Source organism: Gordonia humi (assembly GCF_014197435.1).
Taxonomy (GTDB): domain Bacteria; phylum Actinomycetota; class Actinomycetes; order Mycobacteriales; family Mycobacteriaceae; genus Gordonia; species Gordonia humi.
The window spans coordinates 4,449,192-4,465,312 of the sequence record NZ_JACIFP010000001.1 but is presented as its reverse complement, the minus strand read 5'-3'; the positions used below and the strand labels follow the sequence as shown (position 1 = coordinate 4,465,312).

The following is a 16,121-nucleotide window of genomic DNA, read 5'->3' as shown; positions in this document are numbered from 1 at the left end:
ATCCCGGGTCAGAACTCGATGACCTGGCGGATCTGCAGGCCGGCGGCGAGCGCGTCCATCGCCTCGTTGATCTCGTCCAGGCCGACGCGTGCGGTGATCAGCTTCTCCAACGGCAGTCGGCCCGCGCGCCACAGTTCGACGTAGCGCGGGATGTCCCGCGAGGGCACGGCGGACCCCAGATAGCTGCCGATGACGGTGCGCGCCTCGGCCACCAGGGTCAGCGGCGAGATCGTCGCCGTCGCCGACGGTGCGGGCAGCCCGACGGTGACGGTGGTGCCGCCGACCGCCGTCGCGGCCACCGCCGTCTCGAACGCGCGCGCACTGCCCGCCGCCTCGACGACGACGTCGGCGCGGACGCCGTCGAGTTCGTGCGGGGCGAACGCACGGTCCGCGCCGAGCCGGCGCGCGAGCGCGAGCTTTTCGGGCACCGCGTCGACGGCGATCACCTCGCGCACACCGAGGGCCGCGGCCACGAGCAGCGCGGCCATTCCCACTCCGCCGAGACCGACGATCATCACGCTGTCGGTCTCGGCCGGAGGCGCGGCGTTCAGGAGGGCGCCGCCACCGGTCAGGACGGCGCAGCCGAGGACGGCCGCCACGGCGGGCGGGACGTCGTCGTCGACGGGGACCACCGAACGACGGTCCACCACGGCGTGCGTCGCGAAGCCGGAGACACCGAGGTGGTGAGCCACCGGCGAGCCGCCCCGATCGAGTCGGGTGCCGCCCGCGAGGAGGACACCCTGGTTGTTCGCCGCGGAGCCCACCGTGCACGGGGTGCGGCCCTGCGTCCGGCAGCCGTCGCAGTCGCCGCAGCGGGGGAGGAACGTCATCACCACGCGGCGTCCGATCAGCGCCTCGTCCGCCGCAGCGCCGACCCCTTCGACGATGCCCGCGGCCTCGTGACCGAGCAGCATCGGGACCGGACGTACTCGATTGCCGTCGACGACGGACAGATCCGAGTGGCACAGTCCCGCGGCCTCGATGCGGACCAGCAGTTCGCCCGGTGCGGGATCGTCGAGGTCGACATCGGAGATCGTCAACGGAAGCGAGTCCGAGTACGGGGTGCTGCGGCCGATTTCTTCGAGTACTGCTCCGCGGATCCTCATACCGTCGAGTGTAGGAGGGCTCACCGAGCCTTCGATCGGGAGATCCATCGGGGTCTCACACGCGGGGGTCTCACCCGCGGCGTGCGCGATCCGAGTCGACGCAACCGTCTCGGCGATCGTGTCGGACTCGCATGGTTCCATGTGTGCATGGCCCGCCCGAACACTCGACTGATCCCCGCAGCGGCACCCGCCGATGCGGGTGAGCGGCAGTGGCCGGAGTCGGCGCAGGGTCTTCTCCGCGGACCGCATACCGCCGATGCGGCGCGACCGTGGCACCCGTACCGCGTGCACGGTGGTCCGGGCACCGGCAAGACGTCGTTGATCGTCGACGCGGCCGTCGCGCGTCTCCTCGATCCGGGCGTCGACCCGGAGTCGGTCCTGGTGCTGGCGGCCGACCGGCGGGCGTCGACGGCGCTGCGCGACGAGATCACCCGACGTGTGCTGTCGGCGGGCGGGCGCCTGGGCGGTGCGCTGCGCGAACCGCTCGTACGGACGGTGCACTCGTATGCGTTCGCCGTGCTCCGGCTGCAGGCGCAGGCACACGGGAATCCGCCGCCGCGGCTGGTGACCGGATCCGAACAGGACGTCGTGCTTCGCGAACTCCTGGCCGGCGACGTCGAAGACGGCGCCGACTACTGGCCGTCGCATCTGAGGCCCGCGCTGACCACCGACGGCTTCGCCCAGGCCCTGCGCGATCTGCTCATGCGCGCCGCCGAACGAGGCCTCGGTCCCGAAGACCTCGCCGAACTGGGCCGGCGGCATGATCGGGTGGAATGGGTCGCCGCGGCGCGGGCGTACCGCCAGTACGAGGAGGGCATGCTCCTGCGCGGTGCCGTCGGCCTCGACGCGCCGCTGGCGAGCGCGACCGCCGTCGACGCCGCGGAGCTCATCGGCTCGGCGCTGTCGGCGTTCGCGACCGACCGCGAACTCCTCGCCGCACAGCGCCGACGCATCCGGCATCTGCTGGTCGACGACGCCCAGCACCTCGATCCGCAGGCCGCGCGGCTCGTCGAGGCGCTCGGCGCAGGCGCCGACTCGGTGGTCGTGGCCGCCGACACCGACCAGTCGATCTTCGGGTTCCGTGGCGCGAGCCCGCGTTTCGCCGACGGACTCGCCGCCGACGGGCAGCGCGATGTGGAGCTCGGCGTCGACCGTCGCAGTGCCGCCCCGATCAACCGGGTGGTGCAGGCACTGACCCGACGGCTGCCGGGCGCGCGGCCGCACGGGACGGCGACTCCGGTGGTCTCGACTTCGCCCGATCAGACGACGGACGGGCGGGCGAGTGTGCGCGTCTTCTCCTCCGATGCGAAGGAGGCGACCGCCGTCGCCGACATGATGCGCCGTGCGCACCTGTTCGACGGCGTGCCCTGGCCGCGGATGGCGGTGATCGTGCGATCGGTGCCGCGAGCGTTGCCCGCGCTGCGTCGCGCGTTCTCCTCGGCCGGGGTGCCGATGGCCACGCCGAGCAGCGACGTCCCCATCCACCGTCAGCGGGCGGTCGAGGCGTTCACCCTGGTGCTGCGCCTTGCCGGAGGGCAGACCGTGGAACCGGACGAGGTGATCGCGCTGTTCTCGGGCCCGATCGGTTCGGCCGATCCGGCGCAGCTGCGCCGACTGCGTCGAGGCGTTCGCCGGATCGACGACGCGTCGGGCACCGATCGCGACTCGCTGACCTCGCTCGGTCTGGCACTCGTGTCTCCCGAGGCCGCCGAGCAGTACCTCGAGTCGATGACCGATTTCGAAGGACTGCCGCTCAGACAGGTCACCAAGGTGGTCGGCGCGGCCCGGCGCGCCGAGCAGGCGGGAGTCGGCGTCGAGGAGACTCTGTGGCGGGCGTGGCAGTCGAGTGGACTGGAACGACGTTGGCGAGCGCGTTCGTTGCGCGGCGGCCGCGTGGGAGATCAGGCCGACCGCGACCTCGACGCCATGATGGCGATGTTCGAGGCGGCGGGATCGTTCACCGACAATCTGCCGTCGGCGTCGCTGATCGGCTTCGTCGACTACCTCGGCCAGCTGCAGATCCCGCGTGAGTCCCGGGTGACCGTCGCGGCCGGGGAGACCGTCGCCGTGCTGTCCGCACACGCCGCGGCCGGCCGCGAATGGGACGTCGTCGCGGTACCCGGTGTGCTCGACGGGCTGTGGCCGTCGCTGCGCAGCCGCGGGAGCATCCTGCACACCCCCGCCCTCCTGGACCTGCTCGACGGCGTCGACGCCGACGCCCTCGACATCGTCTCGCGCGGATCGGTGATGCTCGCCGACGAACGTCGACTGCTCCTGGTCGCGTGTTCGCGCGCCAGGTCGCAGCTGTTGGTCACGGCCGTCGAGGACGGAACCGGCGATGCGTCGCCGTCGCGGTTCGTCCCCGAGATCGCCGACGCACTGGGCGGATACGGTGACGAACTCGACGGCGACGAGACCGATGAGATCCCCCTCGACCCGGGGGTCGACCGGGTGTTGTCCCTGCCGTCGCTGGTGGCCGACCTCCGTGCCGCCGTCGTCGCGGGCGCCGAGAGCACGCTCGTCGATGGGGGAGACGCGGACGAGCGGACCTCGGCGGCGGCGTCACTGCTTGCGAGACTCGCGCAGGCCGGTGTGCCCGGCGCCGATCCCGCCGAATGGTTCGGCCTCGTCGGCCCCAGCACCGAACAACCGCTGTGGACTCCCGATCGCGGTGCGCGGTCGTTGTCACCGTCGAACGTCGAGGCGTTGTCGCGGTGCTCGCTGCGGTGGATGATGGAACGCCACGGCGGGCGCGACGGCGACGCCGAACAGGCCGTCACCGGGACTCTGGTGCACACGCTGGTGCAGGCCGTCGCGGGCCGGATGGACCCGGCCGAGGTCACGGCGGCCCTGCACGAGGTCTGGGGACGGGTGGCCTCGCCCGCCGAATGGTATTCCGCTCGAGAGCTCGAGCGCGCCGAAGCCATGCTGACGCACTTCCGCGACTGGCTGCGGATGTCCCGCTCGGAACTCACCGAAGCCGGGGTGGAGGTGGAACTGTCGGCCGATCTGCCGCAGGACTCCGACGCCGACATGCCGGTTCGGCTGATCGGTCGGATCGACCGTCTCGAGACCGATGACCAGGGTCGACCGGTGATCGTCGACGTCAAGACCGGCAAGACCGTCATCAGCGTCGCCGACGCCCAGGAGCACCCGCAACTGGCCGCATACCAACTGGCGCTGCAGCTCGGCGGTGTCGAGGGCGTACCGCCGTCGACACCCGGCGGCGGTCGCCTGGTGTACGTGAACTCGGCCAACACGAAGACCGGTGCGGCGCAGCGGCTGCAGGCTCCGCTGACCGAGGAACAGGTGACCGAGTGGATCGAGACGGTGCGCGAGGCCGCCGCGGCGAGCGTGGGACCGGTGTTCACCGCGACCCCCAATCCCGGCTGCGGACACTGCAGTCTGCACTCGGCGTGCCCGGCCCAACTGCGCGGGAAGGCGGTGACCGATGACTGAGGGGGTGACGGATGCTCCGCGGATCGGTGCGCGGTCGCTCGCCGCAGCCCTCGGGCTGCCGCCGCCCACCGACGAGCAGGTCGAGGTGATTGAGGCACCACTCGAACCCATGCTCGTGGTGGCCGGAGCAGGCGCGGGCAAGACCGAGACGATGGCCTCGCGCGTGGTGTGGCTGGTCGCCAACCAACTCGTCGGACCGGAGGAGATCCTCGGCCTGACGTTCACCCGCAAGGCGGCCAGCGAGCTCGCCGCGCGCATCCGCCGTCGCCTGTCGATGCTGGCGGGCAGCCCGGCGCTGCTCGAATGGGATCCGTCCGGGATCCTCGCGAGTCGGCTGCGCAGCGCCGATGCCGAAGTCAGCACCTATCACGCCTATGCCGGGCGGCTCATCGCCGACTACGGACTCCTGCTGCCGGTGGAGCCGACGTCCACACTGCTCAGCGAGACCGAACTGTGGCAGCTCGCGTTCTCCGTCGTCGCCTCCTGGCCGGGGGAGCTGAACACCGCGAAGGTGCCGTCGTCGGTCACCGAATCGGTGCTGCGTCTGTATTCGGAGATGGCCGAGCACCTCGTCGACGTCGATGATCTCGCGCGCGGCGGTCAGAAGCTGTACGAGCTGATCGACACCCTCCCGAAGGGGCCGCGTCAACGTGACGAGCCGAGCAAGACGTTGCGTGGATATCAGGCGGTGATCGATGAGCGACGCGAACTGATTCCGCTGGTCGTCGCCCTCCGCGAGGCGATGACCGCGCAGGGCGCGCTCGACTTCGGCAGTCAGATGTCCCTGGCCGCGCGCCTGGTCGCCACCCATCCGGAGGTCGTGACCGCCGAACGCGCGGAGATCAAGGCCGTGCTGCTCGACGAGTACCAGGACACCGGACACTCCCAGCGCGTTCTGCTGTCGACACTGTTCGGCGGTACGCAGCCGACAGGCAGTCCGTCGATCGCGGTGACCGCCGTCGGCGACCCCATTCAGTCGATCTACGGGTGGCGCGGAGCGTCGGCGGCCAATCTGCCGCGGTTCGCGCTCGACTTCCCTCGCAACGACGGGACCGGTGCGCATCGGCGTGAACTGCTCACCAGCTGGCGCAACTGCGAGGCCGCCCTGTACCTGGCCAATCAGACCTCCGACGAGCTCCGACGACGGGGCGTCCCGGTCAGCGTGCTGCGGGCCCGACCGGATGCACCCGAAGGAACCGTCCGGCTGGCGCTGACCGACACCGTCGTCGCCGAACGCGAATGGATCGCCGATCGTGTCGAGGACTACTACCGATCGGCCGAGCGCGAGGACGCCTCGCCGCCGACCACCGCGATCCTGGTGCGCCGCAACGAGGACTCGGCGCCCCTCGCCGCCGAACTGGAACGACGGGGCATTCCCGCCGAGGTGGTCGGCATCGGTGGACTCCTGCATGTTCCGGAGATCACCGACATCGTCGCGACACTGCGCCTGATGGCCGATCCGATGGCGGGCACCGCCGCCATGCGACTGCTCACCGGAGCCCGCTGGCAGCTCGGCGCCGCCGACATCGCGGCCCTCTGGCGGCGCGCACGCGAGCTCGCGGCCGGGAACGCGGGGGCCACCACCGGCGCGGTGACCACTCCGGACGCGCTCGGTGACGCCCTCGACGCGGCGCTGCCGGGGGAGGCCGTCGACTCGGCGGGACTGTGCGACGCCCTCGCCGATCCGGGACCTGCCGATCGCTACAGCGCTCCCGGGTACCAGCGGATCGTCACCTTCGGCAGACAGTTGGAGTCCCTGCGCCGACGCATCGGTCAGCCGCTGCCCGAACTGGTCGCCGACGTCGAGCAGACCATCGGCGTGGCCGTCGAGGCACAGATCCGGGCGCGCCGCATGCGCGGTCGGATCACCGGGCGCGAACACCTCGACGCGTTCGCCGACTACGTCACGCACTATGCCGAGCGGTCCGGGGCGACGCTGCCGGGTCTGCTGGCCTTCCTCGACACCGCCGAGACCGTCGAGAAGGGGCTTGAGGCCGGGCACGTCGAAGTGGCCGAGGAACGCGTCCAGATCCTCACCGTCCACGCCGCGAAGGGCCTCGAATGGGATGTGGTGGCGCTGCCGCACGTCGCCGATCGGATCTTCCCCAGCGGTAAGGCCGAGAGCACCTGGCTCGGTTCGGCGCGGGAACTGCCCGTCGAACTGCGCGGTGATCTCGCGGACGAACCCGGCGGTGAGGGCTATCCGCCGATCGATCTCGCGGGACTGGCCGATCGTAAGGAGCTCGAGGCGGCGATCGACGATCACAAGGCCGCGGTGAACGAGCGGCGGCTCGATGAGGATCGCCGACTCCTGTACGTGGCCCTGACTCGCGCCAAGCACACACTGCTGGTCTCCGCCCACCACTGGTCCGAGACCGGTGACAAGCCCCGCGGCGGATCACCGTTCTACCGCGAACTGGCCGAACTCGTCGCCGGTGCCGCGAACGGGACGGTGAGCGGCGTCGACCCGGGGGCGTTCTCGATCGACGCCGATGCACCCGACCCCGAACCGGGACAGGCGAATCCGCTCGTCGAGCATCAGGTGGCAGTGCCCTGGCCCGTCGACCGACTCGGTGATCGACGGGCCTCGATGGCGGTCGCCGCCGACCTCGTCGCCGCCGCGCGCGCGGCCGACGGACTGTTCACCGTCGACGATGCCCCCACCCACGACCCGGAGATCCTGGCCTGGCGCGACGAGGTGGCCGTGCTCCTGGACGAACACGCCCGAGACCACGATCGCGTCGTGGACGTCGAACTGCCCGGTCACCTGTCGGTCAGCCAACTGGTCGAACTCGACACCGACGAGCAGGCGTTCGCCGCTCGACTGCGCAGACCCGTCCCGTTCCGCCCCAATCCGCTGGCCCGACGCGGCACCGCCTTCCACGCCTGGCTCGAACGACGGTTCGGCGCCACCCGTCTTCTGGACATGGACGAGCTGCCGGGGGCCGCCGACGCCGCCACCGGTGACGTCGCCGACGACGACCTCGCGGTGCTGCGCTCGGCGTTCCTGGCGTCCGAGTGGGCCGATCGCACCCCGGTCGACGTCGAGGTCGGCTTCGAGACCGTCATCGGCGAGACCGTCGTGCGCGGCCGCATGGACGCGGTGTTCCGCAGCGACGAGCCGGGCGTCGACTGGCTCGTCGTCGACTGGAAGACCGGTGCGGTGCCCGAGCCGGCCAAACGCGCGTCACTGTTCGTGCAGCTCGCGGCCTATCGGATCGCGTGGGCGCAGTTGGCCGACGTCGATCTCGACCGGGTACGCGCCGCCTTCGTCTACGTGCGGCACGGATTCACCCTCGAACCCGAGCACCTGCCCGACGCCGATGAACTCGCAGCCATGCTGCGGACCCCGATGCAGTAGCCTCAGCCTGTGCGCAAACGACTGCGCCGCCGCAGAGGCGGCCTCGTAGACGAACCCGACTACGCACTCGTCGGCGTCGTCCGAATCCCGGAAGTCGAGAAGAGTCCTGCCCGGGCCATCGGACGACGCATCTTGTGGGCGCTGATCGCACTGTTCGTCTGCTCGATCGTCGTCTATCTCGACCGCGGCGGCTACCGCGACGCCAAAGGCACCCCGCTCGGCTATCTGGACTCGCTCTACTACTCCGCGGTGACGCTCTCCACGACCGGATACGGCGACGTCACACCGATCACCGAATCGGCGCGCCTGGTGAACGTCATCTTCATCACCCCGCTGCGCGTCCTGTTCCTGATCGTGCTGATCGGCACGACGCTGGAAGTCCTCACCGAACGGTCCCGACAGGCCATCAAGATCCAGAACTGGAGGAACCGCGTGCGGAACCACACCATCATCATCGGCTACGGCACCAAGGGTCGCACCGCTGTCGACGCGGTCATCGCCGACGGCGGCAAGCCCTCCGAGATCGTCGTCGTCGACAACGACCCGACGGCTCTCGAACACGCCGCGGCCCACGGTCTGGTCACCGTCCGCGGCGATGCGACCAAATCGGATGTGCTCCGCCTGGCCGGCGTGCAGTACGCGGCGTCGATCGTCGTGGCCGCCAACCGCGACGACACCTCCGTGCTCGCCACCCTCACCGCCCGCGAGATCAATCCGCGCGCGAAGATCGTCGCGTCCATCCGAGAGGCCGAGAACACCCACCTCATGCGGCAGTCCGGCGCCAACTCGGTGGTCGTCTCCTCGGAGACCGCGGGCCGTCTGCTCGGCATCGCGACCATCACTCCGTCCGTGGTCGAAGTGGTCGAGGATCTGCTGAGCCCCGAAGAGGGCTATGCGATCGCCGAACGCGAGGTGGATCCGTCCGAGGCGGGCGGCTCACCCGCGCACACCCGCGACCTCGTCCTCGGGGTGGTCCGCGAGGGCAAGCTCTACCGCGTCGGCGACGCCGAGGTCGAGGCGATCGAGATCGGCGACCGACTGCTCTACGTCCGACAAGGAGGACCCGCCTGATGGCATCGTTCGAGTTCACCGTCCCGCCCACGATGGCGCGCGCCGAGTTCGATCGGGCCGACCAGATCCGCAAGCATCCGGAGCGATTGGCGACCGCCTGGGCCGGCGCACGAGTCCTGCACGTCGATCACCGGGGGCGCTACCCGGTCACCGCCGACGGCGCCATCGCCTGGGAAGAGGCCACGGGCGACGAGCCCCCGGCGGGTGCGCTGTTCCTCGGCGACGCCGACGGCTACCGCTGGGCGCTGCGCGTCGACGAGGTGACCGGCCCGAGCGCGGACGCGCGTACCGGTGCGCACCGGCTCTCCCACGACGAGGCCGGGTTGCTCGCCACCGCCGTCGGCATGCTCAACTGGCATCGGACCGCCCGCTTCTCACCCGTCGACGGCAGCGAGCTGACGCCGTCGCAGGGCGGCTGGCTGCTGAGCACCGCGGCCGGCGCCGACGAGTTCCCGCGCACCGACCCGGCCGTCATCATGGTTGTTCACGACGGCGCCGACCAGGTCCTCCTCGGCCGCCAGTCGGTGTGGCCGGACCGCTGGTTCTCGACGCTCGCCGGCTTCGTCGAACCCGGCGAGTCCCTGGAGCAGTGCGTGCAGCGGGAGGTGTACGAGGAAGCGGGCATCATCGTCCACAGCCCGGGTTACCTCGGCTCTCAGCCGTGGCCGTTCCCGCGTTCGCTCATGTGCGGCTTCGAGGCCGTCGCCGACCCGACGCAGCCCCTCGAACTCCGCGACGGCGAACTCGCCGACGCACAGTGGTTCCACCGCGACGAAGTGCTCACCGCCCTCGAACGCGGCGACGACTGGGCAGGCGACAACCCCGACGGCCGACTCATGCTGCCGGGCTCCATCTCGATCGCCCGCAGTCTCATCGACGGCTGGGCCCGCGCCCCGCGCTCGTGACCGAGCCCGGGATGTGCTGGGATTGAACCCATGAGCGATGCAGCAAGCCCCGAACTGACCCTGTACACCACCAGCTGGTGTCCGTTCTGCAGCCGCCTCAAGGCGGGACTGGACCGGAACAAGGTCGAGTACACCGAGATCGACATCGAGGCCAGTCCCGAAGCCGCCGAGTTCGTCGGGTCGGTCAACGGCGGGAACCACGTCGTCCCGACCGCCCGGTACGCCGACGGTTCGACGGCGACCAACCCGGCGGTGGGGGAGGTCATGAGCAAGTTGGGGCTCCTCTAGTTCTTCTGCGGGCGCGTCCCCGTTTCGCTGCGTCTTCTTGAGGGCTGCGGCGCATCAATTGTCGTAGGCGGATGAGACCGTGAGGGCATGACGGTGATGGAGCAGGTGAGAGCACAGGCGTTGGAGGGGCTCGACCCCGAGCAGTCGGCGGCGGTGACGGCGCCGCGTGGGCCGGTCTGCGTACTCGCCGGTGCGGGGACCGGTAAGACGCGGACCATCACCCGGCGGATCGCACACCTCATCGAGTCCGGGCAGGTCAACCCCAGCCAGGTCCTGGCCGTGACGTTCACCGCACGCGCGGCCGCCGAGATGCGCGAACGGCTCGCCGGGCTCGGTGTGTCCGGGCCGGGCGGCGCCGTGGTCGCTCAGACGTTCCACGCGGCCGCTCTGCGGCAGCTCCGCTACTTCTGGCCGCGCGTCATGGGGTCGGCGCGCTGGGAACTCATGGACAACAAGTTCCGCCTCCTCACGCGCGTGACACGCGACCGCGGCCTCGACGCCGCCGACCGCGACCTCATCCGTGATCTCGCGTCCGAGATCGAATGGGCCAAATCGTCGAACCTCGGTCCCGCCGACTACCCGGATGCGGCCGCGGCGAGTCACCGCGACCTGCCGACCGACGCGCGAACCGTCGCCGAGGTGTTCGCCGCCTACGAGGACGCGAAGGTCTCCCCCGACGGAGATCGGCTCCTCGACTTCGAAGACCTCATCATCTACACCACGATGATCCTGCAGGCCGAACCGGCGATCGCCGACGAGTTCCGGTCCCGCTATCGGAGCTTCGTCGTCGACGAGTATCAGGACGTCACGCCCATTCAGCAGAACCTCCTCGACGCCTGGCTGGGGGAGCGCGACGACCTCACCGTGGTCGGCGACGCCAACCAGACCATCTACAGCTTCACCGGCGCCACCCCCGACTACCTTCTGGACTTCACTCGGCGGTTCCCCGACGCCACCTTGGTACGACTGCAGCGCGACTACCGATCCACCCCGGAGGTGGTCGATCTCGCCAATCGGGTGATCGGCAACGCCGTCGGACGGATCGCCGGGACGCGACTGAAACTCGTCGGGCAGCGCGACGGCGGGCCGGCACCGGTGTTCTCGGAGAACGAGGACGCCGAGAGCGAAGTGGTGTGCGTGGTGGCCGAGTGCAAACGGCTGCTGCGCGCCGGAGTTCCGCCGACCGAGATCGCGATCCTCTACCGCGTCAACGCGCAGTCGCAACAATACGAGGAGGCGTTGAGCGAAGCGGGCATCGATTACCAGGTGCGCGGCGATCAGGGATTCTTCTCACGCCCCGAGATCGTCGCGGGCATGCGTCGACTCACGACCCTCGCCGAGGGACCGCCGCCGCCGATGGGTGTGGTCGACGCGGTACGACGAGCCCTCGTAGCGGTCGGACTGACCGACGCCGAGCCCGCGGGCGCCAACGCCAAGGCGCGTTGGCAACAGTTGCTGCGGCTCGTCGAACTCGTCGAGGCCATCGTCGCCGAGCAGCCGTCGGCCGAGTTCGCCGGCGTCGTCAAGGAACTCGAGACGCGTTCCCGGTCGAAGCACGCGCTCGTCGTCGACGGTGTCACCCTCTCGTCCATGCACGCGGCCAAGGGGCTCGAATGGGACGCGGTGTTCCTCACCGGGCTCCACGAGGGCTCTGTCCCGCTCGCGCGGGCCACCGGTACGCGCGAAGAGATCGAAGAGGAACGCCGGCTGTTCTACGTCGGTGTGACTCGAGCACGCGAGCACCTGCACCTGTCGTGGAGTCTGTCTCGCGGTGACGGTCGACGATCCTCCCGCAAACGCTCCCAGTTCCTCGACGGACTCCTGCCCGACACCGCGAGGACTCGGCTCGCCGAACCTCGACAGGAACCCGATCGCAATGTGCTCAAGGCGCTCACCGCCTGGCGCGGCGACTACGCGGCGAGGCAGAACATCGCCCCCGTCAACGTCATGAGCACGATGATGGTCCGCCGGATCGCCACCGAGCTCCCGTCGACCCTCGACGAACTCGCCGCGGTGCAGGGCTTCGGCGCCGAGCGCGTCGACGCCATCGGGCACGCGGTCCTCGCCGTCGTCGACGACAGCCTCTTCGGCTAGGGGTGGACAAAACCGCAGGTTATGCGCACGATGTCCGGTGATGTTCGGTCGTGCACGTCAGGCACCTGATCGCTACCAAGGCGAACGTGACGGGATGTGCGCGAAAGGGCGTATCTGAGGGCGTACGCGAACCGTGCTCGACTAGTGTTTCTGGTATGAAGGTGGGGGACTCTGTTCGTTACTCCCTCGATCATTGGGATCGTCAGGAGTGGGAGCCAGCCATGCTCCACGCCTGTAACGCCGTCGATGGAACCGGGAAGAAGCGCTACCCCAAGAAAGGGGTGGGAGACCGGTTCAAGTCGGCGATCCGTGACTCGATGGAGGTCATGGCGATACTGGGTATTCCCGGTATCGACCTCGACAAGACACGGTTCCCTCTGCGTGTGAGATCGGACCTTCCCGACAAGCGCCCGGACGTCGCCGACGTCATCTACGGTATCCATCGCTGTTCGCACGGCCACGGCGACGAACTTCCGGACGGCTTTGAACTCACGCCTTACAAGAACCGTAGCGGTGTTCACGAGTACAGCTTCGAGAATGAAACGGCGAGGTTCCCGGCGTCCGTGGTACTCGGGCTGCTTGCGATTGCAGTTTTTGCTCCTGAGAACGTCGGGCAGGTTGTGCCCACTGGCTACCAATTGTCGTGGAGGGACTGGGTCTACCCGATCGGCGAATGGTGGGGCCGCGAACAAGACTTCCTCGATCAGATGTCCGGCATGGAGTGGATACGCGTCGAGATGAATTGGACTGACTGGTGGGACGACTGGGAGCCCATCGGCGGTAAGCGCTGAGGTAGGTGCCCGTTCGTCCCGTGCGCCTCGCGTGTGCGTGTGCACGCCGATGTGCGCGCATCGCGCAGCCAGGCGTCCACCGTCGCGCTCAGGCGCCCGTGTGGACGTCCTGCGAGAGTCGTTGCTGGTCACAGCGCTGACGTGGCTCTGATCCGTCCCGGGATTTCCGGAGGGTTCGTCTCAAGGGAAGATGGATCTCATGGCAGCAGGAACGAAGCACTACTCGGCGGAGTTGAAGCGTGACGCGGTGACGATGGTGGTGGAGTTGGTGGGTCAGGGTTCGACGGAGTGGGCGGCGATGAAGAAGACCGCGGACCTGCTCGGTGTGGGCGCAGCCGAAACGGTGCGCCAGTGGGTGCGTAAGGCCCCCGGCGTCGGGGCCGCCTCGGTCTCCTCGGGCGGCGCTTCGGCCGATACGGCTGAGGAGGTGCGTCGGCTCCGCAAGGAAGTCGCCGAACTCAAACGTGCCAACGGCATCCTGAAGGCGGCATCAGCTTTCTTCGCGGCCGAGATCGACCGGCCACATCGCTGATCGTGGGGTTCATCGGCGCTCACCAGGGAAACCGGGTGGGCGCCGATGGTCTTGTCTGGGGAGTCGATTCGATGTGCCAGGTGCTCACCGAGCACGGTATGGCCATCGCCCCGTCCACGTACTACGAGTACCGTCGGCGGAGTCCGTCGGCGCGCATGCGGGCGGATGCTCGCGTCATCGACGCGATTTTCACCATGCGCCGGCAGCACCCGCTGACCCGCGTCCTGGGCTCACGCAAGACATGGATCATATTGCGCAGCAATGGAATTGATGTGGCGCGCTGCACCGTCGAGCGTCTCATGAGTGAGATGGGCTGGCGCGGGGCGTCGAAGAAAAAGTCCCCGCGCACCACGACCCCCAACCCCGAGCATCACCGGCCGGCCGACCTGGTCGACCGCCACTTCTACGCGGCCGCACCCAACCGGCTGTGGGTGGCCGACTTCACCTACTGCCGCACCGTCGGCGGCTGGGCCTACACCGCGTTCGTCACCGACGTCTTCGCCCGCAAGATCGTCGGCTGGAAAGTCGCCGCGGAGATGACCTCCGACCTGGTCACCACCGCTATCGACAACGCGATTGACAACCGGAAACGTTGTGGCACAACGGCTTTCGATCATCTGATTCATCACAGCGATGCGGGGTCGCAGTACACGGCTCTCGCGTTCGGGCAACGGCTGGCCGCAGCGGGGATCGCCGCCTCGATCGGCAGCATCGGTGACAGCTACGACAACGCGTTAGCCGAATCGGTCAACGCCGACTACAAGAACGAACTCGTCGACAACCAGCCCCGATTCCACGGCGTCGCGGAACTGTCACTGGCCACCGCCGAATGGGTCGCGTTCTACAACCGGCAGCGGCCTCACAGCTACTGCCACGACCTCACCCCCGACCACGCCGAGCGACTCCACTACGATCGGATCGCCACCCTCAATCCGGAGGAGGCACTCACGACCTGAGCTCTCCGGAAACACCGGGATGGATCATAGAGCAAGCACTGTTCACTCGTCGGAGAGGTGAATTCGCTTTCACTCCGACCGGTTTGGTGCATCACAGCGATGCCGGAAGTCAAGGCGGATTCAAATGGTCGTCGCAACACCTTGACTGTGGAGGTGTTCAGCAGTGGCGACAAAGGACTGGTCTGCGAAGACGAGCGGGGTTCTGGAAGGGGCTCGGCGGCAGTGGCGTGCCGATCGGGCATTGCGCCCGCCGATGCGCTCGCCCGGACGGCCCGAACCCTCTCGGGCGGTGCAGCGGCAGTTCTGGCGCCTGATCGCGACGGGCATCAACTCGGCCGAAGCGGCGTTGACGGTGGGCGTGTCTGTGCCGGTTGGCGCTCGCTGGTTCCGTCACGCTGGCGGTATGGCTCCGATCTCGCTTGCTGAACCTACCGGCCGCTATCTGTCTTTCGCCGAGCGTGAGGAGATCGCGCTCCTGCGCGCCAGGCAGGTCGGCGTGCGTGAGATCGCACGCAGGACTGGCCGCGACCCGGGAACGATCTCGCGTGAGTTGCGCCGCAACGCAGCCACGCGCGGTGGGAAGCAGGAGTACCGCGCGTTGGTGGCGCAGTGGAAAGCCCAGCAGGCGGCGAAGCGACCGAAGACAGCGAAGCTGGTGACCAACGACCGGTTGCGTGGGTACGTCCAGGAACGACTGGCCGGCAACATCCGTCGACCGGACGGCAGGGTTGTCGTCGGGCCTGAGCCGCCGGCATGGAAGGGGCTGAACAAGCCGCACCGGCAGGACCGTAGGTGGGCGCTGGCGTGGAGCCCGGAGCAGATATCGCACCGCCTGAAGGTCGACTTCCCCGATGATGAGTCCATGCGCATCAGCCACGAAGCGATCTACCAGTCGCTGTTCATCCAGGGCCGTGGCGCCCTCGAACGTGAGCTCGTCACCTGTCTGCGAACAGGCCGTGCACTGCGTCGGCCACGGGCTCGAGCACAGAACCGACCACACGGGCATGTCACCGCCGACGTCGTGTTCTCCAAGCGCCCCGCAGAGGCAGCCGACCGCGCCGTTCCCGGGCACTGGGAGGGCGATCTGATCACCGGGGAGCAGAACAAGACCGCGATTGGCACGATCGTCGAACGCGCGAGCCGCTCGACCCTGCTGGTGCATCTGCCGCGGCTGGAGGGCTATGGCCAGAGCCCGCCGGTGAAGAACGGCCCGGCGCTCGCCGGCTATGGCGCCGTCGCGATGAACGTCGCGCTCACAGCGTCGATGATGAAGCTTCCCGAACAGCTCCGTAGGACGCTCACCTGGGACCGCGGCAAGGAACTGTCCGCCCACGCCCAGTTCGCGCTCGAAACGGGCACGAAAGTGTTCTTCGCCGACCCTCACTCGCCCTGGCAACGGCCGACGAACGAGAACACTGTGAGTATCGAAGCGGCTCGGTTGGGTTGTTGAGCCAGGCTGGTACCGACAACTCGAGGTGACTCTCGAGAATACTGACCGGCCTCGTTGGCGTGTCTTTCGTTTGACCTGTCCCTGGGGTTGTCGGGGGACTGCTGCACG

Annotated in this window: 9 protein-coding genes and 1 pseudogene; 9 read left to right on the top strand and 1 reads right to left on the bottom strand. The window is 69.0% G+C overall.

Annotation, left to right across the window (positions count from 1 at the left end; genetic code table 11):
• Positions 1-8: 8 nt before the first annotated feature.
• Positions 9-1,106, bottom strand: a complete 1,098-nt coding sequence (locus BKA16_RS20635) for a zinc-binding dehydrogenase (RefSeq protein ID WP_183372430.1) — start codon at positions 1,104-1,106, stop codon at positions 9-11.
• Positions 1,107-1,253: 147 nt separating this feature from the next.
• Between BKA16_RS20635 and BKA16_RS20630 the strand changes: the two genes are divergently transcribed.
• From BKA16_RS20630 to BKA16_RS20590, 9 genes and pseudogenes are all read left to right on the top strand, one after another.
• Positions 1,254-4,565, top strand: coding sequence for an ATP-dependent helicase (locus tag BKA16_RS20630; protein ID WP_183372429.1), 3,312 nt, complete (start codon positions 1,254-1,256; stop codon positions 4,563-4,565).
• Entirely contained in the window at positions 4,558-7,926 is a 3,369-nt protein-coding gene (locus BKA16_RS20625) for an ATP-dependent helicase (protein ID WP_183372428.1), read from the top strand. Before BKA16_RS20630 ends, BKA16_RS20625 begins: the two co-directional genes overlap by 8 nt.
• A gap of 9 nt (positions 7,927-7,935) precedes the next feature.
• Positions 7,936-8,997, top strand: coding sequence for an NAD-binding protein (locus BKA16_RS20620; protein WP_183372427.1), 1,062 nt, complete (start codon positions 7,936-7,938; stop codon positions 8,995-8,997).
• Entirely contained in the window at positions 8,997-9,902 is a 906-nt protein-coding gene (nudC, locus tag BKA16_RS20615) for an NAD(+) diphosphatase (protein ID WP_183372426.1), read from the top strand. Before BKA16_RS20620 ends, nudC begins: the two co-directional genes overlap by 1 nt.
• Before the next feature lie 30 nt (positions 9,903-9,932).
• Positions 9,933-10,190 carry a mycoredoxin gene (locus tag BKA16_RS20610; protein ID WP_183372425.1) on the top strand — a complete coding sequence of 86 codons (258 nt, stop codon included), beginning with the start codon at positions 9,933-9,935 and terminating at the stop codon, positions 10,188-10,190.
• Between the two features lie 87 nt (positions 10,191-10,277).
• Complete coding sequence (locus BKA16_RS20605; RefSeq protein ID WP_183372424.1) at positions 10,278-12,284, top strand: ATP-dependent DNA helicase UvrD2; 2,007 nt, start codon at positions 10,278-10,280, stop codon at positions 12,282-12,284.
• A gap of 155 nt (positions 12,285-12,439) precedes the next feature.
• Positions 12,440-13,075 (top strand): hypothetical protein, encoded by a 636-nt coding sequence (locus BKA16_RS20600; RefSeq protein WP_183372423.1) that lies wholly within the window; start codon positions 12,440-12,442, stop codon positions 13,073-13,075.
• A 199-nt stretch (positions 13,076-13,274) separates the two neighbouring features.
• A protein-coding gene (locus BKA16_RS20595) for an IS3 family transposase (RefSeq protein WP_183369294.1) occupies positions 13,275-14,563 on the top strand; the annotation gives its coding sequence in 2 pieces (ribosomal slippage) (positions 13,275-13,569 and positions 13,569-14,563; 1,290 coding nt in all).
• 253 nt (positions 14,564-14,816) lie between these two features.
• Positions 14,817-15,980 (top strand): annotated as a pseudogene (locus tag BKA16_RS20590) (IS30 family transposase); the annotation flags it as partial.
• Positions 15,981-16,121: the final 141 nt, after the last annotated feature.